The organism is Aeromicrobium sp. 9AM (genome assembly GCF_902506105.1).
GTDB lineage: Bacteria > Actinomycetota > Actinomycetes > Propionibacteriales > Nocardioidaceae > Aeromicrobium.
Genome location: NZ_LR733303.1, coordinates 121,346 through 147,149 on the forward strand (window position 1 = coordinate 121,346; position 25,804 = coordinate 147,149).

A 25,804-nucleotide genomic window follows, 5' to 3' on the forward strand; every position below is an offset into this window, starting at 1 on the left:
GAATTACAACAGTGGTACTTGGTGCTGCAATCCCGCCCGAATGGGCCCCACCACTCCCTGGACTAGCTGTGATGCCCAGGCACGTTGGTCGAGATCGTGTGACGTCTCGATCTGATCTGTAGACGGGTGAAGACCTCCCGGTGTGGAGTGGAGCTGTTGAGAAACCGCTTCACGACCAGGAGGTCTTCAACGACCAGCGAGCCGAAGCCCTTGCGCCCTGGCTCGAGAACTACAACACTCGGCGACGCCACAGCGCACTCGGAGGACTCCCACCCATCAGCCGACTGCTACCAACCTGATGGCCGAGTACACCTAGTCGGCGCGCGGCGCGAGGCTGCTGTGCCTCGGGCGCGGGGCGAGCTGCTTGTCGGCGCCGTACGACTCGGTCGACACACCGATGACGTCGTCGGCGCTGCGACCCTCGGCGACGAAGACCTCGCGGGCGATGTGAGCCCAGGACCTGGGCTCGCCGCCCCCGGTGATGTGGTGGATGCCGTACGGCGCTCCCGACGACAGCAGTCCGAGGATGCCGTCGGCCAGCTCCCGGGCCGTGGTGAGCCGGCCGAACTGGTCGTCGACGACCTGCGGGCGCACGCCGTCGCGAGCCAGCCGCTGCATCGTGGCGACGAAGTTGCCGCCGTCACCGACGACCCAGCTCGTACGCACGACGTAGTGCTGCGGGACGGTCGACGTGACCGCCTCGCCGGCGGCCTTGGTCTGCCCGTAGACGCCGAGCGGCGAGACCGGCTCGTCTATGGCGTGCTCGGCCTGCGTGCCGTCGAACACGTAGTCCGACGAGACCGTCACGAGGGTCAGCCGGTGCTGGATCGCGAGGCGGGCGAGGGCCGCGACGCCGGTCACGTTGACCGCCCACGCCTCGCGTCGCCCGTCGGGCGTCTCGGCGGCATCGACGGCCGTGAACGCCGCCGCGTTGATGATGGTGTCGACGTCGTCCCAGCGCACGCGGTCGTACGTCGTTGGGTCCGCGAGGTCGAGCTCGGCGCGGGTCAGGGCCAGCGCGTCGGGGAGGGCCTCGCGGAGGGCCCGGCCGAGCTGGCCGTCGGCGCCGAGGATCACGGTGCGCCTGGGTGGCACCGGCACGACGTCGGCGAGGCGAGGGTGGTCGCGATCCTTGTCGGAGATCTCGACCAGCGGCAGTGGCCAGGCGATGTTGACGGTCTCGTCGGCCAGGTTGAGGTTGGCGTACTCCGCGTCGGGGCTCCAGTGCGCGTTGACGAGATAGGAGTACGCCGTGCCGTCCTCGAGCGTCTGGTAGCTGTTGGCGACGCCTCGCGGCACGTAGACGGCCGTCGCCGGATCGAGCTCCGCCGTGTGGACGGCCCCGAACGACTCGCCCGCGCGGAGGTCGACCCAGGCGCCGAAGACCCGGCCGGTCGCCACGGACACGAGCTTGTCCCACGGCTCGGCGTGGATCCCGCGGGTCGTGCCGGCCGAGGTGTTGAACGCGACGTTGTGCTGCACGGGGCCGAAGTCGGGCAGTCCCGCGTCGATCATCTTGCTGCGCTGCCAGTTTTCCTTGAACCAGCCGCGCGCGTCCTCGTGCACCGCCACGCGTATGACCAGCAGTCCCGGAATCGGCGTCGTGCCGGCCTGGGGCGACTCGCTCACTGGCCCTGCCGGGAGTACATCGACTCGGTCGCGGCCTTGCTCGGCCGCCACCAGTGCTCGTTGGCGCGATACCACTCGACCGTCTCGGCGAGGCCCGTGGCGAAGTCGGCGTGCCGGGGCTGCCAGCCCAGCTCCTCGCGCAGCTTGCCGGGGTCGATCGCGTAGCGCCGGTCATGCCCGGGACGGTCGGTGACGTGCTCGAACTCGTCGGGCTTCCGGCCGAAGATCGCCAGCAGCTGGGCCACGACGTCGCGGTTGCTGTGCTCGCCGTCGGCTCCGATGAGGTAGGTCTCGCCGATCGTGCCGTGCTCGAGGATCGTGAGGACGGCGCTGCTGTGGTCGTCGACGTGGATCCAGTCGCGCACGTTCAGGCCGTCGCCGTAGACGCGGGGCTTGAGACCGTCGATGAGCTGCGTGATCTGCCGCGGGATGAACTTCTCGACGTGCTGCCAGGGACCGTAGTTGTTGGAGCAGTTGCTGATCGTGGCGCGTACGCCGAACGAGCGCACCCAGGCCCTGACCAACAGGTCGGAGCCGGCCTTGGTCGCCGAGTAGGGGCTCGAGGGGTTGTAGGGCGTCGCCTCGGTGAAGCGGGCGGTGTCGTCGAGGTCGAGGTCGCCGTAGACCTCGTCGGTCGAGATGTGGTGGAGGCGGACGTCGTGCCGGCGCGCGGCCTCCAGCAGGGTGAAGGTGCCGACCAGGTTGGTCTGGACGAACGGGCTCGGATCGTTGAGCGAGTTGTCGTTGTGCGACTCCGCGGCGAAGTGCACCACGGCGTCATGCGTACCGACCAGGTTGCCGACGAGCTCCTCGTCGGCGATGTCGCCGACCACCAGGCGGCAACGCTCCGCCGGCAGGTCGGCAAGGCTCTCGCGGCTCGCGGCGTACGTCAGCTTGTCGAGCACCGTCACCTCGACATCGGTCGTCGCGACCAGGTGCCGTACGAAGTTGGAGCCGATGAACCCGGCCCCTCCGGTCACCAGGAATGTGCGCATGCGCCGAGCGTAGTAGGGGTCCGCGCGTGCGACCTCCCTAGGATGGTCCGCATGCGGGGAATCATCTTGGCCGGCGGCACGGGCTCACGGCTACACCCGGTCACGCGAGCCGTGAGCAAGCAGCTCCTGCCGGTCTACGACAAGCCGATGATCTACTACCCGCTGTCGACGTTGATCCTGGCCGGGATCACCGACGTGCTGGTCATCACGACGCCGCACGACGCCGCCCAGTTCGAGCACCTGCTCGGCGACGGCTCGCAGCTCGGCATCTCGATCACGTACGCCGTGCAGCCCAGCCCCGACGGGCTCGCGCAGGCGTTCGTGATCGGCAAGGACCACATCGGCAGCGAGTCGGCCGCCCTGATCCTCGGCGACAACATCTTCTACGGCGCGGGGCTCGGCACCCAGCTCGCGAAGTTCACCGACATCGACGGATCGGTCATCTTCGGCTATCGCGTCGCCGAACCGTCGGCCTTCGGCGTCGTCGAGTTCGACGAGCGCGGCGTCGCGGTCTCGCTGGAGGAGAAGCCGGCCGTCCCCAAGAGCCATTTCGCCGTGCCGGGCCTGTACTTCTACAGCAACGACGTCGTCGACATGGCCGCGGAGCTCGTGCCCTCCGCGCGGGGGGAGCTCGAGATCACCGACCTCAACCGCGCCTACCTGGAGGCCGGCCGACTGAGGGTCGAGGTGCTGGAACGCGGCGTGGCCTGGCTCGACACCGGGACGTTCGACTCACTGGGCGAGGCCGGCGAGTTCATCCGCACGGTCCAGAAGCGACAAGGCCTGTCGATCGGGTGTCCTGAGGAGGCCGCCTGGCGCAAGGGGCTGCTGAGCGATGACGGGCTGCGGCGGCAGGCCGAGGCGTACGCCAAGAGCGGCTACGGCGACTACCTGATCAGCCTGCTCGAGCACGGCTGACGCGTCAGCGCAGGCCGAGGTCGTCCAGCACCTGGGCGCCGGGCAGCTCGGCGAGGGCCGGGCCCGGGAGCGCCAGCTTGGAGCGGCGCAGACCGCTGCCGAGCAGCACCCATGGCTGCTCCGTCACGGCGCGGTCGACGAGGATCGGCCAGCCGTCAGGCACGCCGACCGGGGTGATGCCGCCGTACTCCATGCCGGTCTGGGCGACGGCCCAGTCCTGCGGCGCGAACGAGCACTTGCGGGCGTCGAGCGTGCGGCGCACGAGGCCGTTGACGTCGGCGCGCGTGCTCGCCAGCACGACGCAGGCCGCCGGCCGGAGCTCGCCGCCGCGCTTGCCCAGCACGATGACGCAGTTGGCCGACATCTCGGGATCGAGGCCGAACTGCTGGGTCAGGGTCGCGGTCTCGGCGAGGTCAGGATCGATCGCCACCGTGTGGGCCTTGGCAGCGACGCCGGGCGCGGCGCTGAGCGCCGCGGCGACGGGCGGTGCCAGCAGCTCGTCCCGGACCGGCTCGAGCTCGAGGGATCCGAAGCGCACCGTCATTGCGGCTCGCGGGGCAGGTCGGTGATCGCGCGGTCGACCGCATCAGGGCCGAGCGGCTGCGCGGCGACGAGGCTGCGGATCGCCGAGACCAGCTGGCGTGCCTCGACGTCGTCGGCGTGCAGCCCCGACTGCCGACGCAGCGCCGTGCCGAGCATGAGGGCGACGATCGAACCGGCCAGGGCTCCCGGTTCGGTGACCCCGACCCTCGTCAGGAGCTTGGTCGACAGCTCCTCGAGGACCTGCATGGCCCGGGCCGTGTCGTCACGGAGCTCGGGGACTCGTGCCGCGGCGAGAAAGATCGCCAGCTCGAGGGCGGCGATCTCGGGCCGGCGCACCGCGAGCAGGTGCGAGATGAACGCAGGAGCGTCGTCGAGGGACACGGCGGCGCCGGTGTCGATCGTGGTCAACGCCTCGAGGTCGCGGATCCACTTCTCGATGTGTGCGCCGAGCGCTTCGCGGATGAGGTCGTCGATCGACTCGAAGTAGTACGTCGTGGTGGCCGACGGGAGGCCGGCGCGCGCCGCGACAGCGCGATGCGTGATGGCCCGTGACCCGCCCTCGGCGAACAGCTCGATCGCGGCGGCCAGCAACTCGTCGCGCCGAAGCCGGCTGCGCTCCTGTGACAGCTGTGCGCGGATGGCCATGCAGCGAGTCTAGGCGGACGCCCGGTCGGCTCCGGAGGTGCGCCACCATGAAAGACTCGTGCCGTGACAGCGCAGATTCTCGATGGCAAGGCGGTTGCAGCCGCGATCAAGGACGAGCTCCGCGTACGCGTGGACGCCCTCCGCGAGCGGGGTGTCACTGCCGGACTCGGCACGATCCTCGTGGGCAACGACCCGGGCAGCCAGTGGTACGTCGCGGGCAAGCATCGCGACTGCGCCCAGGTGGGCATCGAGTCGCTGCGCATCGACCTGCCCGAGACCGCGACGCAGGCCGAGGTCGAGGCCGCGGTCGACGAGCTCAACGCCGACCCGGCGTGCACCGGCTACATCGTGCAGCTGCCCCTGCCCAAGGGCCTCGACGAGAACGCGGTGATCGGTCGCATCGATCCGGCCAAGGACGCCGACGGCCTCCACCCGACCAACCTCGGCTGGCTCGTGCTGGGCAAGGAAGCACCGCTGCCGTGCACGCCGCGCGGCATCATCGAGCTGCTGCGCCGTCACGACGTGCCGATCGCCGGCCAGCATGTCGTCGTCGTCGGCCGTGGCATCACGGTCGGCCGGCCCATGGGACTGCTGCTGACCCGCCGCAGCGAGAACGCCACCGTGACGCTGTGCCACACCGGCACCCGCGACCTCGCCGCCGAGGTACGCCGCGCCGACATCGTGATCGCCGCAGCAGGCGTGCCCGGCATCATCTCCGCCGACATGGTCAAGCCCGGCGCCGCGCTCCTTGACGTCGGGGTGAGCCGCGATGACAACGGCATCGTCGGTGATGTCGACCCCGCGGCGTACGAGGTGGCGGGCTGGATCTCGCCCAACCCCGGTGGGGTCGGGCCGATGACACGCGCGATGCTGCTGGCCAACGTCGTGGAGACTGTTGAGCGGCTGAACCCGTGATGGGTCCCCGGAGCCGCGGCTCCCAGCTCTACCTGCTGCACCTCCTGGCGGTGCTCGCCGGTCTGGTGATCGTCGTCGCAGGGCCCTGGCGCACGGGCGTCATCGTGATCGGGGCGGCGTTCGTGGTCGGTGCGCTGGCCCGTGTCGTCGTGCCGATCGACCACACCGGCATGCTGCGGGTCCGTGGCAAGGCGTTCGACGTCTTCTGGATGAGCACGCTGGGCGTCGCCCTCGTCGTGCTCGCGGTCGTCATCCCCGGCCAACCCACCTGACGCACCCAGAAATGGATCGAGGTGCACCACACGCGGCATGCGCGTGGTGCACCTCGATCCAAATCTCGGGGCGTCGGCTCAGATGAGGCCGAGCTCCTTGACCGCGTCGCGCTCCTCGATGAGCTCGGCAGCGGTGGCGTCCATCCGACCGCGCGAGAACTCGTCGATCTCCAGGCCTTGGACGATCTCCCAGTCGCCGCCCTTGGTCGTGACGGGGAACGAGTAGATCAGGCCCTCGGGGACGTCGTACGAACCGTCGGACACGACCGCCATCGACGCCCAGTCACCCTCGGGGGTGCCGTGCAGCCAGTCGCGGGCGGCATCGATCGTCGCCGACGCCGCTGACGCAGCGGACGACGAGCCACGCGCGTCGATGATCGCGGCGCCGCGCTTGGCAACGGTCGGGATGAAGTCGTTCTCGATCCACGCCTGGTCGTTGACCGACTCGGCCGCGTTCTTGCCGGCGATCTCGGCGTGGAAGATGTCGGGGTACTGGGTCGCCGAGTGGTTGCCCCAGATCGTCATCTTCTTGATGTCGGTGACGGGAGCGCCGGTCTTGGCCGCGAGCTGCGAGATCGCGCGGTTGTGATCCAGGCGGGTCAGGGCGCTGAAGCGCTCCTTGGGGATGTCGGGTGCGTTGGACATCGCGATCAGCGCGTTGGTGTTGGCCGGGTTGCCGGTGACACCGATGCGTACGTCGTCGGCGGCGACGGCGTTGAGGGCCTTGCCCTGTGCGGTGAAGATCGCACCGTTGGCCTCGAGCAGGTCGCCACGCTCCATGCCCGGGCCACGCGGGCGGGCGCCGACGAGCAGGGCGAGGTTGACGCCGTCGAAGATCTTCTCGGCGTCGTCGCCGATCTCGACGCCGGCAAGCGTCGGGAATGCGCAGTCGTCGAGCTCCATGACGACGCCCTCGAGCGCCTTGAGCGCCGGGGTGATCTCGAGCAGCTGGAGCTGGATCGGGGTGTCGGGTCCGAGCAGGGATCCGCTGGCGAGGCGGAAGAGAAGGCTGTAGCCGATCTGGCCGGCGGCGCCGGTGACGGCGACCTTGACGGGGGTAGTGCTCACGAGAGGTGCTCCTTGAGGCTGGGGTTCCTTTCGAAAGTAGCGCACGCTGGCGGAGGCCGACCCACCCGACCCTGCGTTCACGACACGTTCATGATCCTATTCTTGAATGATTCCAGAAAAGGTGGTTGCATGGCCGCATGCCCACGCTCACCGACCCCGTCGCACTGCTGCGCGACGCGGGACTGCGCGTGACGCGGCCGCGGCTCGCGGTCATCGACGCGCTCGGCCGGCAGCCCCACGCTGATGTCGACTCGATCGCCGACGCGGCCCGCGTCGAGCTCGGCACGGTCTCGACCCAGGCGATCTACGACGTCCTCAAGGCCTTCGCCACCGCCGGCCTCGTACGCCGCATCGAGCCGGCCGGCTCGCCCGCCAGGTTCGAGCTGCGCGTCGGGGACAACCACCACCACGTCGTGTGCCGCTCGTGCGGTGCGATCGCCGACGTCGACTGCGCTCACGGCAGCGCGCCGTGCCTGACCGCATCCAATGACCACGGCTTCTCGATCGACGAGGCCGAGGTGACGTACTGGGGCATCTGCCCCGACTGCGCCGCCACACCTGCTCATGAATCATCCATCTTGATCCGGGAGGAACCCCATGCCTGAAAGCAACGACCACAACGCCGTCGTCGGCGACATGAACGATGAGGAGAACGAGGGCCAGGGACAGTGCCCCGTCTCCCACGGCGGACGGGTTCACCCGACTGAGGGATCGGCCAACCAGGAGTGGTGGCCCAACCAGCTCAACCTCAAGATCCTGCGCAAGCACACCGACGTCGCCAACCCGATGGACGACGACTTCGACTACGCCGAGGCGTTCAACGCGCTCGACCTCGACGCCGTACGCAGCGACCTCGCGGCGCTCATGACGGACTCGCAGGACTGGTGGCCGGCCGACTTCGGTCACTACGGGCCGTTCTTCATCCGGATGGCGTGGCACAGCGCGGGCACCTATCGCATCAGGGACGGGCGCGGCGGCGCCGGCGCCGGCATGCAGCGCTTCGCCCCGCTCAACAGCTGGCCCGACAACGGCAACCTCGACAAGGCGCGCCGCCTGCTGTGGCCGATCAAGAAGAAGTACGGCGCCGCGATCTCGTGGGCCGACCTGATGATCCTGACCGGCAACGTCGCGCTCGAGACGATGGGCTTCAAGACCTTCGGCTTCGCCGGTGGTCGTCCCGACGTCTGGGAGCCCGACGAGGACGTCTACTGGGGCCCCGAGGACGAATGGCTCGGTGGCGACAAGGGTGGCGAGCAGCGCTACACGGGTGACCGTGAGCTGGAGAGCCCTCTCGCCGCGGTCCAGATGGGCCTCATCTACGTCAACCCCGAGGGCCCCGAAGGCGTCCCGGACCCGCTCGGCTCGGCCCGGGACATCCGCGAGACGTTCGGCCGCATGGCCATGAACGACGAGGAAACCGTTGCGCTGATCGCCGGCGGCCACACGTTCGGCAAGGCGCACGGAGCAGGCGACCCCGACCAGTACGTCGGACCCGAGCCTGAGGGCGCCTCGATCGAGGAGCAGGGACTCGGCTGGAAGCAGTCGCTGGGCAGTGGCAAGGGCCGCGACGTGATCACCAGCGGCCTCGAGGTCACCTGGACGGCGACCCCGACGACGTGGGACAACTCGTTCTTCGAGACCCTGTTCGCCCACGAGTGGGAGCTGACCAAGAGCCCCGCGGGCGCCCACCAGTGGCAGCCCAAGGACGGCGCTGCGGCCAACACCGTGCCCGACCCGCAGGACGGCACGCTGTCGCGTCCGCCCACGATGCTGACGTCGGACCTCGCACTGCGGTTCGACCCGATCTACGAGCCGATCTCCCGCCGCTTCCTCGAGAACCCCGACCAGCTCGCCGACGCGTTCGCGCGCGCTTGGTACAAGCTGACGCACCGCGACATGGGCCCGATCCAGCGCTATCTCGGCCCTCTGGTGCCGCAGGAGGAGCTGCTGTGGCAGGACCCGCTCCCCGCCGCAACGGGCGAGCCGCTCTCAGCTGCTGACGTCGCCGAGCTCAAGAGCCAGATCCTCGCCTCCGGCCTGACGGTCTCGCAGCTCGTCGCCACGGCCTGGGCCTCGGCGTCCTCGTTCCGCATCAGCGACAAGCGCGGTGGCGCCAACGGTGCGCGCATCCGGCTCGAGCCCCAGAACGGCTGGGAAGTCAACAACCCCGACCAGCTGGCGATCGTGCTGCGTACGCTCGAAGGCGTCCAGCAGGCGTTCGGCAAGGGAGTCTCGCTGGCCGACGTCATCGTGCTGGGTGGTGCGGCGGCGATCGAGCAGGCCGCCAAGGCCGCAGGGCACGACATCGAAGTCCCGTTCACCCCGGGACGCACCGATGCGACCCAGGAGCAGACCGACGTCGAGTCGTTCGCCGCGCTGGAGCCGGTTGCCGACGGGTTCCGCAACTACTACGGCAAGGGCAACCGCCTGCCTGCGGAGTTCCTGCTGATCGACCGGGCCAACCTGCTCGACCTCAGCGCGCCGGAGCTGACGGTGCTGGTGGGAGGCCTCCGGGTCCTCGGCACCAACTACGACAACTCCTCCACGGGCGTCCTCACCGACCAGCCGGGAACGCTGACGAACGACTTCTTCGTCAACCTGCTCGACCTCGGCACGACCTGGACCGCCGCAGCGGCCGACTCGTCGACGTACGAGGCGCGTGACGCGTCGGGCGCGGTCAGGTGGACCGGCAGCCGGGCCGACCTGGTCTTCGGCTCGAACTCCGAGCTGCGGGCGATCGCCGAGGTCTACGCGAGCGACGACGCCAAGGGCAAGTTCGTGCACGACTTCGTCGCGGCGTGGTCCAAGGTCATGGACCTCGACCGCTACGACCTGGTGTGAGACGTACGTCGAAGGGCCCGGGACTCACGAGTCCCGGGCCCTTCGGCTTGTCTACGAGCGTGGGCCGAGGTGCCAGACGCGACCGCGGAGTGCGATGACCCATCGGGCCTGGCCGGGTCGACGATCCCGGGCAAACGAACGGCTGCCGCGATAGACCTGCTCGATCGTGCGGATCGAGGCGAGCGGCTCGGGAAGCTCGCCGGTGTCGTCCGCGAGGAAGTCGACGACATCGTCGTCGGCGCAGCCGCGGCGTGGGTGTTGAGCGGACCAGGCACCGAATCGCGCGGCGAAGTCGGGGACCGTTCGCAGCAGGGGGAAGGCGTCGGTCGCCTCGCTGCGACGCTTGGTGACCAGGACGCGCGTCGTCAACGTCGCCGACCGTGGGTCGAACCCGTCGGGCACCTCGCCGGCCAGCAGCGCCCGCAGCACGTGCTGCTGTCGGCGGGCGAGCTCCGGTCGGGTCACGTCGGCACTCGGGCGCTCTGGACGGCATGGCGTACGCGCGTCAGCTCGGCGCGCACGACATCGGCGTCGACGTCGGAGTCGCGCTCGAGCAGGACCGGCGGACCGTCGGGGCCCAGCAGCTCCACCACGTGGGTCAGCAGGTCGAGGACGTCGTCGGTCATGTCGTGAGCGTGGGTGTCCCAGTAGACGCCGTCGGTGTCGGTGAACCCGCCCGCGACGTGGATGTAGGCCACGTGGTCCAGCGGCATGCGCTCGAGCTGCTCACGCGGATCGCCCCCGAGCGCCGAGCAGGTGGCGTGCAGGTTGGCGACGTCCAGCAGGAAGAAGCAGCCGGTGGCCTCTGTCAGCGCGGTCAGGAACTCGGGCTCGTCCATCGACGTCTCGGGCCATGCCAACGTGGCGGCGATGTTCTCCAACGCCAGGGGGACAGGCAGCCGCGCCTGGGTCGCACGAACGTTGTCGACGAGGACGGCCAGCGAGTCGGTGGTCCGCGCCGCAGGAACCAGGTGGCCCGCCTCGATGACGTCGGCGTGCAACGGATCCGTCCCCGCGGGAGCCTTGCCGCTGCGGACGAACGCGACGTGCTCACTGACCAACGGCGACCCGAGCGCGACCGCGAGGTCACCGAGTCGGTCGATCCGCGCCGGATCCGGGTGCTGCGCACCGGCCAGCCCGAGGGTCACGCCGTGCGGTACGACTGTGAGTCCTGCGTCGCGTGCTGCGACCAGGGACGCCGGGAGGTCGGCCGGCGAGACGTTCTCGGCGACGACCTCGCTGAATTGCATGCCGGTCCGGGACTGCGCGAGGATATCGTCGGCGATGGCAGGGCGCCAGCCCGCGCCCACACCGAGGCCGGCGACGGGCGAGCGGGACATCAGCCCCCGCCCCCTCCACAGCCGCGCCCGCCACAGCCGCTGCTGCCGCCGCACGAGTGCCCGCCTCCACCGCAGGAGTGGCCGCCGCCATGGCCAGACGATCCGCCGTCGGAGCCGCCGCCGAAGAAGTAGCCGCCGCCCGCGCCCGATGCGCCGTAGCGCCCGGCGCGACGCGAGCCGCGTGAGTAGCTGGTCGAGTAGAGGAAGACGACCACGACCGTGACCGCGACAAGGATGATGACGAAGGCAATCATGAGGACCTCCCGGTGATGTGTTCCGGAGTCCGTCGCCGTTGACGGGCGTGGGAGATGGATCGTCTCAGACAATCCGTCTCATGGGAAGAGTGGCGTCAACCGCCGTTGTAGTAGGACATGCCGCCGCCGTCAGCCCCGGGCGAACGGCCCTGGTGGCCGCCCTCCGCGGATGGCCGAAGGTGCTCCACGTCTCGCGGCGGCAGCTCCGAACCCGAGGACCGGCGTACGAGGATGACGACCAGCCCGACGACAAGAGCCGTTGCCACGATGATGAGCGCGATGGTCATGCTGCCTCCTCAGTCCGAGTCTTCGCCGACGATCATGGCGTGCGTGACGCCGGCGATCGCCGCGCCGATGACCGGCGCGAGGATGAAGACCCAGACCTGCGCCAGGTGGTCGCCACCGGCGAACCAGGCGACACCCAGCGACCGGGCCGGGTTGACCGAGGTGCCGTCGACCGGGATCGAGATCAGGTGGATCAGTGTCAACGCGAGACCGATGGCGATGCCGGCGAAGCCGACCGCCGCGCGCTTGGCGGTGACGCCGAAGATCACGTAGAGGAAGAACGCCGTCAGCACGATCTCGGTGATGATGACCGCCAGCAGGCTGTAGCCACCGGGGGAGTGGTCGCCGTAGCCGTTCGTGCCGAAGCCGCTGGCCGATGCGTCGAAGCCGTCGGCGCCATCGGCGATGACGTAGAGGACGCCGCCGGCGACGGTGGCTCCGACGAGCTGGGCCGCGAAGTAGCCGGGTGCGTCCTTCCAGTCGAACCGCTTCGCGGTGGCGAGGCCGACCGTCACGGCGGGGTTGAAGTGCCCGCCCGAGATGGGTCCGAAGGCGTACGCGCCGGTCAGGACCGTGAGGCCGAACGCCAGGGCGATGCCGAGCGTGCCGACCCCGCCTTCGCCGCCGGCCAGGACGGCCGTGCCGACGCCGCCGAGGACGAGCCAGAAGGTGCCGAGCGCCTCGGCGCCGAGCTTGTGGGACGTGGTGGGTGCAGCCATGGGAAGCCTCCTGCAGAGCGTGTGTGACCTGTCTCACAGGGTAGGGCTCCAAGTGGCGTCGCTGGGGGACGCTGGGACCGTTGATGTCGGTGAGATATCTTGATGTCAAACAATCTTTGATCCACACGTAGGAGTCGTCGCACTCATGGCCAAGATCATCTACACCCACACCGACGAGGCGCCGTTGCTGGCCACCTACTCGTTCCTCCCCGTCATCGAGGCGTATGCCTCGACCGCCGGCGTCGAGGTCGAGACCCGCGACATCTCGCTCGCGGGCCGCATCATCGCCCTGTTCGGCGACCGTCTGACCCCTGAGCAGCAGATCGGCGACGCCCTCGCCGAGCTGGGGGACCTGGCCAAGACGCCCGAGGCCAACATCATCAAGCTGCCCAACATCAGCGCCTCGATCCCGCAGCTCAAGGCCGCGATCGCCGAGCTGCAGAGCCAGGGATATGCCCTGCCCGACTACCCCGACAACCCGCAGAGCGACGAGGACAAGGACGTCCGGGCGCGCTACGACAAGGTCAAGGGCAGTGCGGTCAACCCGGTTCTCCGCGAGGGCAACTCCGACCGCCGCGCGCCGGCCTCGGTCAAGAACTTCGCCAAGGCGCACCCGCACTCGATGGGCGCGTGGAGCAGTGACTCCAAGACCAACGTCGCGACGATGGGCGCTGACGACTTCCGCTCCAACGAGAAGTCGGTCGTGATCGAGTCCGACGGCACGATCAGCATCCAGCTCGTCGGCGATGACGGCACCACGACGGTGCTCAAGGACGCGTTCCCCGTGCTCGCCGGCGAGATCGTCGACGGCACGGTCATGCGCGCTGCGGCCCTCGACGCCTTCCTCGCCGCCCAGATCGCGCGGGCCAAGGACGAAGGCGTGCTGTTCTCGGTGCACCTCAAGGCCACGATGATGAAGGTCTCCGACCCGATCATCTTCGGCCACGTCGTCAAGGCGTTCTTCCCCGCCGTGTTCGAGCAGTACGGCGCCGACCTCGAGGCGGCCGGCCTCAGCCCGAGCAACGGTCTCGGCGGCATCCTCGCCGGCCTCGACAAGCTGCCCAACGGCGCGGAGATCAAGGCCGCGTTCGAGCAGGGCATCGCCGAGGGTCCCGCGCTCGCGATGGTCGACTCCGACAAGGGCATCACCAACCTGCACGTGCCGAGCGACGTCATCGTCGATGCGTCGATGCCGGCCATGATCCGTACGTCGGGCCACATGTGGGGCCCCGACGGCAACGAGGCCGACACGCTCGCCGTGATCCCCGACAGCTCGTACGCCGGCGTCTACCAGACCGTGATCGACGACTGCCGTGCCAACGGTGCGTACGACCCGACGACGATGGGCTCGGTGCCCAACGTGGGCCTCATGGCGCAGGCGGCCGAGGAGTACGGCAGCCACGACAAGACGTTCGAGATCGCCACCGTAGGCACGATGCAGGTCGTCGACCAGGACGGCAACGTGCTGATCGAGCACGCGGTCGAGCCGGGTGACGTCTGGCGCGCCTGCCAGACCAAGGACGTGCCGATCCGCGACTGGGTCAAGCTCGCCGTGACCCGCGCCCGCGCGTCGCAGACGCCCGCGGTGTTCTGGCTCGACCCGACCCGCGCGCACGACGCCAACCTGATCGCCAAGGTCGAGGCCTACCTGCCCGAGCACGACACCGACGGCCTGCAGATCGAGATCATGGCGCCGGCCGAGGCCACGCAGTTCTCGATCGACCGCATCCGCAAGGGCGAGGACACCATCTCGGTGACCGGCAACGTGCTGCGCGACTACAACACCGACCTGTTCCCGATCCTCGAGCTCGGCACGAGCGCCAAGATGCTCTCGATCGTCCCGCTGATCAACGGGGGCGGCCTGTTCGAGACCGGCGCCGGCGGCTCGGCGCCCAAGCACGTGCAGCAGCTCGTCAAGGAGAACCACCTGCGCTGGGACAGCCTGGGCGAGTTCCTCGCCCTCGCCTCGAGCTTCGAGCACATGGCGACGACGACGGGCAACGCCCGTGCGCAGATCCTCGCCGACACGCTCGACCGGGCGACCGGCACGTTCCTCAACGAGAACAAGTCGCCCAGCCGCAAGGTAGGCGAGATCGACAACCGGGGCAGCCACTTCTACCTCGCGCTCTATTGGGCGCAGGAGCTCGCGGCGCAGGCCGACGACGCGGACCTGGCCGCGGCCTTCGCCGAGGTCGCCGGCTCGCTGGCTGACAACGAGCAGAAGATCAACGACGAGCTGCTCGCGGTGCAGGGCTCGCCGGCCGACATCGGCGGCTACTTCCGCCCTGACGACGCCAAGGCCACCCAGGTCATGCGCCCGTCGAGCACGTTCTCGGACGTGCTCGCGATCCTGGCCTGACACACCGGACGGGGGCCGGCCGCGACAAGTGTGCGGCTAGCCCCCTCCTGTGCGCGGTCGTCGCCCGGCACACTGGTGGTATGGAGATTGCAGCGGTCTCCCATGAGCCGGACGTACGAGTGCTCGTGGTGGACGATCAGGAGCCGTACCGCAGGGCGATGCAGGCGGTCGTCGATGCCACCGACGGCTTCACCGTCGTGGGCACGGCCGCGACGGGCGAGGAGTCCGTCGAGGCGGCGCGCGACCTGCTCCCGGAGCTCGTGCTGATGGACGTCAACCTGCCCGGCATCGACGGTGTCGAGGCAACTCGTCGCATCCTCGCCGCGGGCGATGGTCCGGTCGTCGTGCTGCTCTCGACGTACGACCGCGACGACGTCGACCTCGATGGATCCGGAGCGGCCGAGTACGTGCCCAAGGGTGCGTTCGGGCCCGACCGGCTCATCGAGGCCTGGGACTCAGCTCGCCGGGACGGCTGACCGCTCGGCCTCCCGCGGCAGCTGGATGACGATGCCGTTGGGACCGTCCTCGAGGCTGCCGCGGAGCGCATCGACCCGGTCGACCATCGACTGCAGAACCTCGGCGTCCAGGTCCGCCCCCGTGAGGTCGACCTCGAGGCTGTCGGCGCCCGGCACGACCCGCAGGGTCACCGAGGTCGCGCCGCCGTCGGCGATCGCGTGGGTGCAGCAGAAGTAGGCCGCGGCCTCCACCCGGTCCGGCCATCGCGCCGCGGACACGGCCGGCTCGACGACCAGTGCCGCGACGCCTTCGCTCCGCCCGACGTACGAGCCGAGTGCCGACGCGAGCCCGCTCCGGGTGAGCAGCGTCGGGTGCAGGCCCTTGGTCAGGTCGCGGAGCGACTCGAGCGCGGTCGTCGCGTCCGTGACGAAGGCACCGGCCTGCTCCGGGGTCGGACCGCTGTCAGGCACTGCCGCCAGGGCCGCGCGCAGGTCCCGGAGCCGTGACAACACGTCGTCGGCGATGGCGACCTCAAGGCGGTGGCGCTCGGAGTCGCTGGCCCGGATGAGACGGCCGCGGGAGGACGTGAGCTCCTCGGTCTGTTGGTGAAGCTGCTGGACGTGCGCGCCGAGGGCGACCTCCAGGCGTACGTTGCGGAACGCCACAGCTGCCTGGTCGGCGATGTCGCTCAGCAGCCGCTCCTCCTGTCGGCGAAGGTTGCGGGTCGCGGGCAGCCGCAGGCGGATGGTGCCGACCTCGCCGGCCCTGTCGGCGACCGGGATCTCGACCCAGTCGCCTGCCGTCCCGCGCCCGGATGCCCGCGGGGTCCACGAGGCGGATCGCTGGACGCCGTCGGGCAGGTGGAGCCGGACGTCCGACTCCACGGCCGAGGCAGCGAGCCCTGCTGCCTCCGCGACGGCCGGCAGCAGCTCGTGAGGGGCGGGGCTCTCGCCGGCGCGACGACTGAAGGCGGCCAGCGCGTCATAGGGCTGGGCCCTGGGGCCATAGGCCAGGCGATCGGCCAGCCGGACGACCCAGCGCCGGAGCGGCTGGAAGGCCAGCGAGACGATCGCCGTGATCACCAGTGAGAGGCCGAAGCTCTCGGCCTCGCCATCGAGGCGATCGCCGACGGCCACCACCACGACGACGTACGCCGCCGTCACGAACGCGGTCGCGCAGGCCAGCGCGACCGCCCGACTGATAATGATGTCGAGGTCGTAGAGCCTGAAGCGGAGCACCGAGATCGCAATGCTGGCGATCAGGGCGACGTACGAGAGGTAGAGCGGGATGCTCGTGGCCGGCGACTGTCGGCCGGTGATGGACTGTGTGGAGAGGATCGTGACGAGGGCCAGGCCGACGAAGATCGCGGCGGTGACCACCCAGCGGAGCTGCTGCCTGGCCTCGCCCTGCGACCGGCGCAAGCGGACGACCATGCTGGCGACCCCGGCGAGCAGGGCGAGCGCGGTGAGTGTGATGCCGATCGAGCTCACCACCTCGCCGGGCGACATGCTCGCGGTGACATCTGCCTTGCTGACGATCTCGGCAGGCGGGATCATGAACAGTCCGACAAGCGACAGGGCATACCCGACGCAGGACGCCCAGGCGACCGCGCGCCACCGCGGTGAGAGCACCCGACCGGCCGGCACGGTCAGGAAGACCAGTCCGAGGATCGTGAGTGCGAACGGACCGCCGAGCGCGAGCGAGACGCACGCCGCGAGCTGCCCGTCGGAGGTCGAGCCGGGACCGCCCTCGTCGATGACCCAGGTGCTGTACGACTCGAGAACCAGGGAGATCGAGGTCGTGATCCCGATGACGACCAGCAGCCAACCGATCAAGTGGCGCCGATAGGTCATCACGATGACCGCGCCGAGGATCGAGCAGCTGATCCCGGCGAAGTCGACGAACGGCCAACCGTGGATTCCGAACGTGTCCAGCGACCACAGGGAGCTGTATGCCGAGACGATCAGCGTGTCGCCGATGACGGCCAGGGCCGAGACCAGTGCGAGCGTCCACGCGACGGCCCGGGTCATGGGGCGCTCCGCTCGACGTGAGCGGTGACCCGTGTGCCTTCGCTCGAGGTCTCGATCGTGACGGAGCCACCGACCGCGTCGAGGCGGTCCTGCATGTTGACCAGCCCGGAGCCGCCGGCCGTGCCGTCGATGTCGAAACCGGTGCCGTCGTCGGCGACCGCGGCCACGAGGTGGCCGTCGTCATCGCCCAGGGTCACGCGTATGTGCGACGCTCCCGCGTGCTTGAGCGCGTTCTGGATCGCCTCGAGGCAGCAGAAGTAGACCGCGAGCTCGACCTCCGGGTCGTATCGCTCGTGCGTCTCGTCCCGCACCTCGACCGGGGTCGTCGCCGCGGCAGTTGCCGTGGCAAGCGCCGGACCGATGCCACCGTCACTGAGCGCACCGGGGTAGATGCCGCGCGACAGGTCGACCAAGGTCTCGATGGCCAGCTCCGTGGCGTCGACCTGGTCCGCGACGACCTTGGCGGCCGCCTCGGGTGCGGTCTCGCTTAGGCTCTGAGCGAGGCGCAGGTTGACCGCCAGGGCGACCAGGTGTTGCTGCGCGCCGTCGTGGATGTCGCGTTCGAGCCGGCGGCGCTCGGCGTCCTGGGCCTCGACGATGCGGCCGCGCGACGATCGCAGCTCCTCCGACCGGACCGAGAGCTCCTCGACGCGAGCCGCGAGCTCCGCCCGGAGGCGTGCTCCTTGCAGCACATGGCCGGCTTGGGTGGCTAGGCCGTCGAACAGCCGTCGCTCGACCGGGGTCAGCGGCTGGTGCGGCCGTTCCTGGATGCGGAGCGCACCGAGCGTCTCGCCCGCGAGGCGTACGAGGAGCGTGCGCTGTCCGTCCGGAGTCGGGTCGGTCCCCCCGGACACGTAGGGGCCATCCTCCGCGCCCTCGGGCCAGGTCGCCGCGAGGACGGGTGCATCGCCGACGAGCAGCCAGACCTGGGCCCAGGCGGCTCCGGTCCCCTCGGCCAGCACGCGGGCCATCGTGGCCGGAACGTCCTCGTGCGACCGGGTCACCGAGGCCGAGAACCCGCTCAGGACGTCGTAGGGAAGCTCACGCTCACCGGCCACCAACCGGCGGGCCCGCTTCTGCAGCGCGGACTGCACGGGGCCGAGCCCGAGGGCGACCAGCAGGGTGGCCAGGATCGACAGCCGGGTGTCGGGCGACGACGTGTGCCCGATGAGCACACCACCGCCGAGCACGACGACGACGTAGACGACCGCGACGAACACCAGCAGACCGACGACGACCAGCGCGCTCCCGACGCGGTCGGGATGCAGGCGTCGTTGGGCCACCAGCGCTGTCATGGCGCGAGTCTGCTCCCGTTCGCGACTGTCAGGACAGGGCGTTGACCGCCCAAGGGGGTGGGGTCAGCCGCACGATCGCGTGGCGAACAGGCGTCAGGAGGTGGCTTCGACATACGCCAGCACCGCCATCACCCGGCGATTGAGCTCACCCTCCTCGACGAGGCGCAGCTTCTGGAACACCGAGCTGATGTGCTTCTCGACGGCTCGCTCGCTCATGTAGAGCGTCTTGGCGATCGTGGCGTTGTTGCGACCGGTCGCCATGCACTCGAGCACGGCGCGTTCCTTCTCGGTCAGGCCCAGCAGCGGTGATTCCTGCTCGCTGGCCTTGCGCGCCATGAGGCCCTCGACGACCTTGGGGTCGAGAGCCGACCCGCCACGGGAGACCTCGTGCAGCGCCCGGACCAGCTCGTCCAGCTGGGTGATCCGCTCCTTGAGCAGGTAGCCGAGGCCGGCCACGCCGTCCTCGAGGAGCTCGAAGGCGTAGTCCTCCTCGACGTACTGCGACAGGACGACCACGCCGGTCGCGGGAAACTGGGTGCGGATCTGCTTGGCCGCGACGATGCCCTCGGTCGTGTGCGTGGGGGGCATGCGGATGTCGGTCAGCACCGCGTCGGGCTTGTGGATCGCGACGGCCTTGAGCAGCGCTGCCGGATCGTCGACGATCTCGACCAGCTCGATGTCGTCGACCTGGCCGAGCAACGCTGAGACGCCCTCGCGGACGAGGTAGTTGTCGTCTGCAAACACCACTCGCAGCACCATTTCCGGAGACTATCGCAGCGCAGGGCCGCTGGAGGCGGTCCTGGACAGATCGGCACTCACGATCGACGCGACGATGTCGTGCAACGCTGCCGGGTCCTCCTGCTGGGCCAGCCGGTCCTGCCGCGAGCTCACGGCAGGGATGCGACTCACGGTCCGGATCGCGGCGTCTCGGAGGCGGGGGCGCACGCGTCCCTGCAGATCGCTCAGTGTGGCCATCTTGTCTGCGGCGTCCTGGACGGCGCGCACGGCGGGCCGGCGGCGGGACGCATACGCCGTAAGAGCAGGGTCCCGGTCCGCGCGCCGCGTGAGTTCGTGGACGAGGACTGCGGCGTCGACAAGCGCACTGTTGGCGCCTTGGCCGAGCGTCGGCGCCATCGCGTGGGCGGCATCTCCCAGCAGGACGAGCGCGCCGTCATGCCATCGCTCGGCGTCGACCCGGACTACGTTGTTGACCAAGAGCTCGTCGAAGGTCGTCACTCCGGCCCACGCCTCGGCGCTGGCAGGCAACCGCCGGATCCACGACCGGCGCAGCGACTCGAGGTCGCGGTCCGCAACTGCGGTGGCAACGGTCGGAGCGTTCGCCGCCGCGTAGAAGTAGGTGTGGCCGTCGCCGAGCGGGGCACCGCCGAAGAGGCCGAGGCGCGTCCAGAACTCGCCGGGCAGTCCGTCGATCTCGCCTTCGACGACGGCTCGCAGGTACGTCTTGCCGGTGGGAGTCATGACGTCACCGAACGAGCCGTGTCGGCGGACGGTGGAGGTCACCCCGTCCGCTGCGACCACCAGATCGGCACTCAAGTGCTCGGTGCCGTCGGCACTCTCCACGGTCACGGATCCATCGGCGGACGCCTGCCGGACCTCCGTGCCGAATCTCAGCTCGATGCCCGGCTCGTCGGCCACGGCCTGCAGCAGGATCGTGTGGAGTGCGCTGCGCCTGATCACCAGCACGTGGTCCAGCCCGGCGTCATGCGTCGGGACGGTGCTGGCGGCGATGGTGCGCCCGTCCGCGCGGCGAAGCGTGATGTGGTCGAGGGCGTGACCCGCGTGCTCGAGCTGCGCGCCGAGGCCCAGGCCGGTCAGGACGGCGAGGCCGTTGGGCTGCAGCAGGAGGCCGGCGCCGACAGGGGCCGAGGACTCGACCTTCTCGAGGAGAGTGACGGAGGTGCCGGCCTCGGCGAGGAGCAGCGCGGCGGCGAGGCCACCGATGCCGGCTCCCGCGACGATGGCGGTGGGGGTGGCGGCCGGGGACAGGGGGTTCTTGTTCATGCAACGAACGTATGGCGAGCACCCCGGTCCTCGGAATGTTGCTGGCCGCACACTCGGGGCGGCTGGCCGCCCCCCGCACGCCAGCGCGGCCGGCCCCTGAGGGGACCGGCCGCGCTGCCTTTCTTTGTTGACGATCCTCAGACGAGGACCCTGGTGTCCTCCTCCAGGAACTTCTCGTCCTCTTCGGTGAGCTTCGTCTCGACGTGCCCACCTTCCAGGTCGATGTTGGGCAGGAGGCGATCGAGCCACTTCGGCAGCCACCAGGCGCGGGCGCCCAGCAGGCTCATCGCGGACGGCACGAGGACCATCCGGACCAGTGTCACGTCGAGCAGGACCGCGACGGCCAGGCCGACACCGAACATCTTGGCCGTGACGTCAGCCATGAGGATGAACGACGCGAAGACGCTGATCATGATGAGTGCGGCGCTCGTGATGACGCGTCCCGTGGTGGCGACGCCTTCCACGATGGCCTTCTTCGCATCGCCGTGGCGCGTGAACTGCTCACGCACCCGGCTCAGCAGGAAGACCTCGTAGTCCATCGAGAGGCCGAACAGGATCGCGAACATCAGCATCGGTGCGAGCGGCATGATCGGGACAGATCCTTCGACACCGATCAGGTTCGCGGCCCAGCCCCACTGGAACACCGCGACGACGACGCCGTACGCAGCTCCGACGCTCAACAGGTTGAGCACGGCTGCCTTGAGGGGCACGAGCACCGAGCGGAACACGAGCATCAGGACCAGGAACGACAGGCCGATGACGGCTCCGAGGAACCACGGCATGCGATCCTGCAGACGGTTGGAGACGTCTTCCGACATCGCCGTTGCACCGGTGACCATCGGCTCGACCTTGCTGTCACCGATCGCGTCCGGCAGCACGGTGTCACGCAGACGGTGCAGCGTGTCCGACGTCTCGGCGTCCTGGGGCGCGCTCGTCGGCTTGACGCCGATGATCGCAAGATCCTTGCCCTTGTTGAACGTCGGCGCGTCGACCGAGTCGACGCCCTTGGCCGAGGCGAGTGCCTTGCTGACGCGAGCGACGGTGGCATCCGTGTCGGCTGCACCGTGCGTCTCGAGGACGACGACGAGCTCTCCGTTGAAGCCGGGTCCGTAGGAGTCGGCCATGATGTCGTACGCCTTGCGAGTCGTCGTCGACGACGCATCGTTGCTGGCATCGGTGAAGCCCAGTCGCATCGAGAACACCGGAGCAGCGAGCACTCCGAGGATGACGGTCGCGACGATTCCGTAGCGCACCGGGTGCTTGACGACCCGGGCGGCCCAGCGAGCCGAGCCGGAGCTGGGATCGTTGGCCGGACGCTGCTTGATGAACGGGATCTTCGCGGCGTTGACCTTCGTCTTGACGATGCCGAGGATCGCGGGCAGCAGGGTGATCGCGGCCAGCATGGTGATCAGGACCATCAAGGCTGAAGCCCAGCCCATGACCGTCATCATCGGGACACCGGAGACCTGGAGGCCGGCGATGGCGACGATGACCGTGACGCCGGCGAACAGCACCGAGAGTCCTGCGGTCGAGTTGGCCTGGCCGATCGCCTCGGGGACGGTCATGCCGTCATCGAGGTTCTGGCGATGCCTGGACAAGATGAACAGCGCGTAGTCGATGCCGACGCCGAGTCCGAGCATCATGCCGACGATGTTGGCGATCTCCGGAACGGCGATCATGCCGGACATGATGCTGAGCGAGCTGACGCCGATCAGGAGGCCGAACAGCGCCGTGACGATCGGGATGCTGAGCGCGACGAGCGAGCCGAAGGCGACCGCGAGGACCACGATGGCCACGAGGATGCCGATCTTCTCGCTGCTGGGTGCAGCAGCTTCAGCCTTGGCGTAGCCGAGGCCACCGTCGTACTCGACCTGGACGCCGGCGTCGCGGGCGGCCTTGGTCGCTGCCGAAGCCTCCTTGAACTGTGACGCCTCGATCTTGTCCGAGTCGTACGCGACGGTCGCGAACGCGGTCTTGCCGTCCTCACTCAGCGTCGGACCACGCGGGTCGTAGGGGCTGGTGGCCGATACGACCTTGTGGCCTTCCGCCAGCTCGGTGACGGACTGCTCGATCGCGGCCTTGGTGGCCGGATCGTCCAGACCCTTGTCGGAGTGAAAGATGACGTTGGACGTGTAGACGGTCTCTTCGGGGAACCGGTCGGTCACGGCGTCGGCAGCACGCTGCGACTCCGCACCGGGAATGTCGAAGCTCTCGTCCGGCGATCCGCCGATCGAGGAGCTGAGCATGAACACCGAGATGCCGATGACGACCCACGCCGCCAGGATGCGCCAGGGGTGGCGTCCGGAGAAGTGGCCGATTCGGTAGAGAATGCGGGACATGATGGAGCCTTTCGTTGAACGGTGAGCTCCAAACCGGGCGGCTGGTGCTCTGACTCCTCGACGTTATGAAGATCAGCGGGTGCCGCGGCAGTGCGTTGTCCGTCCGTCCCCAGGGGACGAGCGCCGGGTTTCCCGGTCGCTCGGCCGGGGGTGGCCTCCGCCCCAGGTGGGGGTTAGCCCCCCTACTGCCTCAGGAGCTGCGCTGCTCAGCCAGATGTGGCAGGACCAGCTCGTCCCACAGGTCGACCTGGTTGTGCCGGAAGAACCCGAAGTGACCCATGCGATCGACACCGAGCTGTTGCGGGGTGAAGCGCATGCGGGTCGTGTCGACCGAGGTGTAGAGCCCGTCGAGCGTGCTGATGCTGGTGGCCGACATCAGCTCGTCGTCGGTGAACGAGATCGACGCCATGGGCGTCTCGACCTCGGCGAAGCGCTCGCGCATCTCGGGCAGCTCGCCGAGCAGGTAGTCGGGGTGCATGCACCATCGCGACCACTGGCGCATGACATTGGCGGGGAGGTCGCCGAGGATGCGCAGCCGCCCGCCAGGGAAGTAGCCCGTGACAGCCATCGCCGATGGCGCGATGACCTTCCACAACAGGGGAGCCAGGCGGCGGGCTCGCGGGGTGTTGTGCCGCCAGTAGCCGGAACCCGCCGCGACGCTGATCGTCCGGTCGGCCTTGGTGTGGTCCGCGAACGGCAGCACCTGCCCGCCGAGGCTGTGACCGAGCCACGTGACCGGTCGGCCCCCGGCGCGTACGTGCGCGTGGTCTAGGGCGTCCCGGGCATCGAGTGCCCAGCGAACGAGATCGCTCCTGACCTGCCGCATCGGCCCGTCGAGCGACTCGCCGTGCCCCCGGTAGTCGAAGGTCATCACCGCGAAGCCGCGGTCGCGCAGCCAGGACGCGAACGTCGCGTAGTACGCCGCCGGGGTCGCCATGGCCGGCACGACCAGGATGACTCCCCGGGCCTCGCCGTTCGGTTCGAACCAGCGCCCGTGCAGCTCGTAGCCGTCGTCCGCAGGGAACGTGAAGGCGTCCCACAGCTGGTGCTCTATAACGTTCGTCATAGAACCGACGCTAGGCTATGACGAACGTTATAGTCAAGGAGTATGCTGGGCGCATGCCTCTCGATCCCCGCACCAAGATGGTCGCCGGCGCTGCGCAGCTGATCGGCGAGCGCGGCGTCGGAGCGACGAGCGTCCGGGAGCTTGCGAAGTTCACCGGTGCGCCGCTCGGCTCGACGTACCACTACTTCCCGGGCGGCAAGGACCAGCTGGTCGAGGAGGCCGTCGCGTGGGTCTCGGGTCGCGTCGAGAAGGTGCTGGCCCGGGCCGGCGAGGGAGGCGCTCTGGCGGCGCTCGACGCCTTCATCACCAACTGGCGCGAGTTCCTCGTCGCGAGCGACTACGAGGCCAGCTGCCCGGTGCTCGCCGTCGCGACGGAGGCGACCGCAACTGCGGGCCCGGCCAACGAGGTGTTCAAGACGTGGCAGGGTCTGCTCGTCCCGGTGCTGCGGCGCGACGGGGTCGCGCCTCAGCGGGCGGAGCGACTCGCCTGGCTCATCGTCGGCAGCCTCGAGGGCGCGGTCGTGATGGCGCGCAGCCAGCGCAGCCCGGAGCCGCTCGAGGCCGTGGCCGCGGAGCTCCGCGTGCTGATCACCGACGCCGTCAGCTCCTGAGCTCCTTCTCGACCACGGTCCAGCCGCGGGCGCGGGCCTTGAGGCGTACGTCGCCGAGCATCGTCGTGAGCTCGGCGGCTCGTCGCTCGACAGCGGCGGTCGCCTCTGCGCCGACGTCCTGCAGCAGGGTGAAGGCGACCTCGCCGTCGTCGCGCTGCGCCCAACCACCGACGATGCGGCCGTCGACCCAGACGGTCGGTCCGGCGTTGCCGTTGACGTCGAAGACGCGCTCGCGATGTGGTCCCAACACGAAGTCGCGGTGCTTCCACCCCATGGACGAGGGGTCGAGGGCGGGCAGCAGCGCGACCCACGGCTCGAGCGGCTCGACGGGCTCCGTGTCGTCGGCGAGGATCAGCCCGGGACGACCGTCGAGATCGACCTCGACGGTGTCGAGTGGCGCCGCGGCGGCGCGGGTCCGGGTCTTGGTCCAGCCGGTCCACCACTGCAGGTCGTCGAGCGTCGCCGGGCCGTAGGCCGCGAACCACAGGCGGGCCAGCTCGGTGGCCGCGACCACCGGGTCGGGGCGTTCGCCGAGATCGCACCAGGACGACATCGTCGCCCACCGGAACTGGGTCGACGTCCACGTGCCGCGCGGTCGCGTACGGACGACGCTGCCCTCGGCGGACAGCAGGGTCAGGAGCCGGCTGGCGACGGTCGGCGTCGCAACGAAGCGGCCGCTGCCGATCTGCACGCGCGTGGCGAGGATCGGGTCGGCCTGTGAGAGCTCGGTGCTGGTGACCTCGCCGGTCGCCTCGATCGCGGCGAGCGCCACCTGCTCGGCACGGGTGACCCAGGCGTCGAGATCGCCGGAGACGCCTGCCTCGGCGAGCGACTTGAGCAGGAGCCTGCGCTGCTCGGCAGCGACGACATCGGACGCGGCCGCGAGGCAGGTGCCCGCGACGTCGCGGGGGGCCGCGAACACGGTCCTTCGCATCGACAGGATGCGGACGAGGCTGCGGTCGTCGTAAAGGGCCTGCTCGACATCGGCCGGCGTCGCATCGCGGGTGCGGGCCAGCGCTGACAGGACGGTCGTGGCCGGATCAGTGCCGTGCAGGGCGACGACGGCCCTGGCCGCGTCGACGACGGCGTCCGTGCGGTGCTCGGTCGCCAGTGCGTGACGCCGGCCGAGTCGGGCTCGCCGCTCGGCGTCGGAGATCGCGTGCATACCGGACAGCGTGGCATCAGCCACCCACACATACGAG

25 protein-coding genes and 1 pseudogene are annotated in these 25,804 nt (G+C 69.6%); 9 read left to right on the plus strand and 17 right to left on the minus strand.

What is annotated here, in order from left to right; all coding sequences use genetic code 11:
- Positions 1 to 188: 188 nt before the first annotated feature.
- Positions 189 to 299 (plus strand): annotated as a pseudogene (locus BOSE46_RS00645) (integrase core domain-containing protein); the annotation flags it as partial.
- A gap of 13 nt (positions 300 to 312) precedes the next feature.
- Here BOSE46_RS00645 and BOSE46_RS00650 read toward each other — a convergent pair.
- Together BOSE46_RS00650 and rfbB are read right to left on the minus strand one after the other, a co-directional pair.
- Positions 313 to 1,629: a bifunctional dTDP-4-dehydrorhamnose 3,5-epimerase family protein/NAD(P)-dependent oxidoreductase gene (locus tag BOSE46_RS00650; protein ID WP_159537273.1), complete on the minus strand. Its 1,317-nt coding sequence runs from the start codon at positions 1,627 to 1,629 to the stop codon at positions 313 to 315.
- Positions 1,626 to 2,624, minus strand: coding sequence for a dTDP-glucose 4,6-dehydratase (gene rfbB, locus BOSE46_RS00655; RefSeq protein WP_159537275.1), 999 nt, complete (start codon positions 2,622 to 2,624; stop codon positions 1,626 to 1,628). The genes BOSE46_RS00650 and rfbB overlap by 4 nt, the downstream gene beginning before the upstream one ends.
- 51 nt (positions 2,625 to 2,675) lie before the next feature.
- Between rfbB and rfbA the strand changes: the two genes are divergently transcribed.
- The gene (rfbA, locus tag BOSE46_RS00660) at positions 2,676 to 3,542 is read left to right on the plus strand and encodes a glucose-1-phosphate thymidylyltransferase RfbA (protein ID WP_159537277.1); all 867 of its coding nucleotides are present in this window, start codon (positions 2,676 to 2,678) and stop codon (positions 3,540 to 3,542) included.
- 4 nt (positions 3,543 to 3,546) lie between these two features.
- On the opposite strand, the gene BOSE46_RS00665 is transcribed toward rfbA, so the two are convergent.
- Positions 3,547 to 4,086 carry a YbaK/EbsC family protein gene (locus tag BOSE46_RS00665; protein ID WP_159537279.1) on the minus strand — a complete coding sequence of 180 codons (540 nt, stop codon included), beginning with the start codon at positions 4,084 to 4,086 and terminating at the stop codon, positions 3,547 to 3,549.
- A complete protein-coding gene (locus BOSE46_RS00670; RefSeq protein ID WP_159537281.1) occupies positions 4,083 to 4,730 on the minus strand; it encodes a TetR/AcrR family transcriptional regulator in 648 nt (215 codons plus the stop codon). Before BOSE46_RS00670 ends, BOSE46_RS00665 begins: the two co-directional genes overlap by 4 nt.
- Positions 4,731 to 4,793: 63 nt before the next feature.
- Here BOSE46_RS00670 and BOSE46_RS00675 point away from each other — a divergent pair, with 63 nt between their 5' ends.
- Both BOSE46_RS00675 and BOSE46_RS00680 read left to right on the plus strand, forming a co-directional pair.
- Positions 4,794 to 5,645, plus strand: a complete 852-nt coding sequence (locus tag BOSE46_RS00675; protein WP_159537283.1) for a bifunctional methylenetetrahydrofolate dehydrogenase/methenyltetrahydrofolate cyclohydrolase — start codon at positions 4,794 to 4,796, stop codon at positions 5,643 to 5,645.
- Positions 5,645 to 5,917 (plus strand): DUF3017 domain-containing protein, encoded by a 273-nt coding sequence (locus BOSE46_RS00680; protein WP_236551625.1) that lies wholly within the window; start codon positions 5,645 to 5,647, stop codon positions 5,915 to 5,917. The genes BOSE46_RS00675 and BOSE46_RS00680 overlap by 1 nt, the downstream gene beginning before the upstream one ends.
- Before the next feature lie 78 nt (positions 5,918 to 5,995).
- Here the strand turns inward: BOSE46_RS00680 and BOSE46_RS00685 are convergent, their stop codons facing one another.
- A complete protein-coding gene (locus tag BOSE46_RS00685) occupies positions 5,996 to 6,985 on the minus strand; it encodes a malate dehydrogenase (RefSeq protein WP_159537286.1) in 990 nt (329 codons plus the stop codon).
- A 137-nt stretch (positions 6,986 to 7,122) separates the two neighbouring features.
- Between BOSE46_RS00685 and BOSE46_RS00690 the strand changes: the two genes are divergently transcribed.
- Entirely contained in the window at positions 7,123 to 7,590 is a 468-nt protein-coding gene (locus BOSE46_RS00690) for a Fur family transcriptional regulator (protein WP_159537288.1), read from the plus strand.
- Positions 7,583 to 9,826, plus strand: coding sequence for a catalase/peroxidase HPI (katG, locus tag BOSE46_RS00695; protein ID WP_236551568.1), 2,244 nt, complete (start codon positions 7,583 to 7,585; stop codon positions 9,824 to 9,826). Before BOSE46_RS00690 ends, katG begins: the two co-directional genes overlap by 8 nt.
- A gap of 51 nt (positions 9,827 to 9,877) precedes the next feature.
- On the opposite strand, the gene BOSE46_RS00700 is transcribed toward katG, so the two are convergent.
- The 5 genes from BOSE46_RS00700 to aqpZ form a co-directional block, all read right to left on the minus strand.
- Positions 9,878 to 10,291: a hypothetical protein gene (locus tag BOSE46_RS00700; RefSeq protein ID WP_159537290.1), complete on the minus strand. Its 414-nt coding sequence runs from the start codon at positions 10,289 to 10,291 to the stop codon at positions 9,878 to 9,880.
- Complete coding sequence (locus BOSE46_RS00705) at positions 10,288 to 11,166, minus strand: DUF692 domain-containing protein (protein WP_159537292.1); 879 nt, start codon at positions 11,164 to 11,166, stop codon at positions 10,288 to 10,290. The genes BOSE46_RS00700 and BOSE46_RS00705 overlap by 4 nt, the downstream gene beginning before the upstream one ends.
- Positions 11,166 to 11,420 (minus strand): hypothetical protein, encoded by a 255-nt coding sequence (locus BOSE46_RS00710; RefSeq protein WP_201299460.1) that lies wholly within the window; start codon positions 11,418 to 11,420, stop codon positions 11,166 to 11,168. The genes BOSE46_RS00705 and BOSE46_RS00710 overlap by 1 nt, the downstream gene beginning before the upstream one ends.
- Before the next feature lie 95 nt (positions 11,421 to 11,515).
- Entirely contained in the window at positions 11,516 to 11,707 is a 192-nt protein-coding gene (locus BOSE46_RS00715) for a hypothetical protein (protein ID WP_159537294.1), read from the minus strand.
- Between the two features lie 9 nt (positions 11,708 to 11,716).
- Complete coding sequence (gene aqpZ, locus BOSE46_RS00720) at positions 11,717 to 12,424, minus strand: aquaporin Z (RefSeq protein ID WP_159537296.1); 708 nt, start codon at positions 12,422 to 12,424, stop codon at positions 11,717 to 11,719.
- A gap of 145 nt (positions 12,425 to 12,569) precedes the next feature.
- Between aqpZ and BOSE46_RS00725 the strand changes: the two genes are divergently transcribed.
- Positions 12,570 to 14,783: an NADP-dependent isocitrate dehydrogenase gene (locus BOSE46_RS00725; protein ID WP_159537298.1), complete on the plus strand. Its 2,214-nt coding sequence runs from the start codon at positions 12,570 to 12,572 to the stop codon at positions 14,781 to 14,783.
- Positions 14,784 to 14,863: 80 nt separating this feature from the next.
- On the plus strand, positions 14,864 to 15,259 hold the full coding sequence (locus BOSE46_RS00730) for a response regulator transcription factor (RefSeq protein WP_159537300.1): 396 nt from the start codon (positions 14,864 to 14,866) through the stop codon (positions 15,257 to 15,259).
- Here the strand turns inward: BOSE46_RS00730 and BOSE46_RS00735 are convergent.
- The 6 genes from BOSE46_RS00735 to BOSE46_RS00760 form a co-directional block, all read right to left on the minus strand.
- Positions 15,239 to 17,269: a hypothetical protein gene (locus tag BOSE46_RS00735; protein WP_159537302.1), complete on the minus strand. Its 2,031-nt coding sequence runs from the start codon at positions 17,267 to 17,269 to the stop codon at positions 15,239 to 15,241. The two genes, BOSE46_RS00730 and BOSE46_RS00735, sit on opposite strands and share 21 nt — an antisense overlap.
- Positions 17,266 to 18,564, minus strand: coding sequence for a sensor histidine kinase (locus tag BOSE46_RS00740; protein ID WP_159537303.1), 1,299 nt, complete (start codon positions 18,562 to 18,564; stop codon positions 17,266 to 17,268). Before BOSE46_RS00740 ends, BOSE46_RS00735 begins: the two co-directional genes overlap by 4 nt.
- Positions 18,565 to 18,657: 93 nt before the next feature.
- Positions 18,658 to 19,323: a response regulator transcription factor gene (locus BOSE46_RS00745; protein ID WP_236551569.1), complete on the minus strand. Its 666-nt coding sequence runs from the start codon at positions 19,321 to 19,323 to the stop codon at positions 18,658 to 18,660.
- Positions 19,324 to 19,332: 9 nt separating this feature from the next.
- Entirely contained in the window at positions 19,333 to 20,586 is a 1,254-nt protein-coding gene (locus BOSE46_RS00750) for an NAD(P)/FAD-dependent oxidoreductase (RefSeq protein ID WP_159537304.1), read from the minus strand.
- A gap of 137 nt (positions 20,587 to 20,723) precedes the next feature.
- Positions 20,724 to 22,925: an MMPL family transporter gene (locus BOSE46_RS00755; RefSeq protein ID WP_159537306.1), complete on the minus strand. Its 2,202-nt coding sequence runs from the start codon at positions 22,923 to 22,925 to the stop codon at positions 20,724 to 20,726.
- A gap of 190 nt (positions 22,926 to 23,115) precedes the next feature.
- Positions 23,116 to 23,991 (minus strand): alpha/beta fold hydrolase, encoded by an 876-nt coding sequence (locus BOSE46_RS00760; RefSeq protein WP_159537308.1) that lies wholly within the window; start codon positions 23,989 to 23,991, stop codon positions 23,116 to 23,118.
- Positions 23,992 to 24,044: 53 nt separating this feature from the next.
- Between BOSE46_RS00760 and BOSE46_RS00765 the strand changes: the two genes are divergently transcribed.
- Complete coding sequence (locus BOSE46_RS00765; RefSeq protein WP_159537310.1) at positions 24,045 to 24,602, plus strand: TetR/AcrR family transcriptional regulator; 558 nt, start codon at positions 24,045 to 24,047, stop codon at positions 24,600 to 24,602.
- On the opposite strand, the gene BOSE46_RS00770 is transcribed toward BOSE46_RS00765, so the two are convergent.
- Entirely contained in the window at positions 24,592 to 25,791 is a 1,200-nt protein-coding gene (locus BOSE46_RS00770) for a winged helix DNA-binding domain-containing protein (protein WP_236551570.1), read from the minus strand. The genes BOSE46_RS00765 and BOSE46_RS00770 overlap by 11 nt on opposite strands.
- Between the last annotated feature and the right edge of the window lie 13 nt (positions 25,792 to 25,804).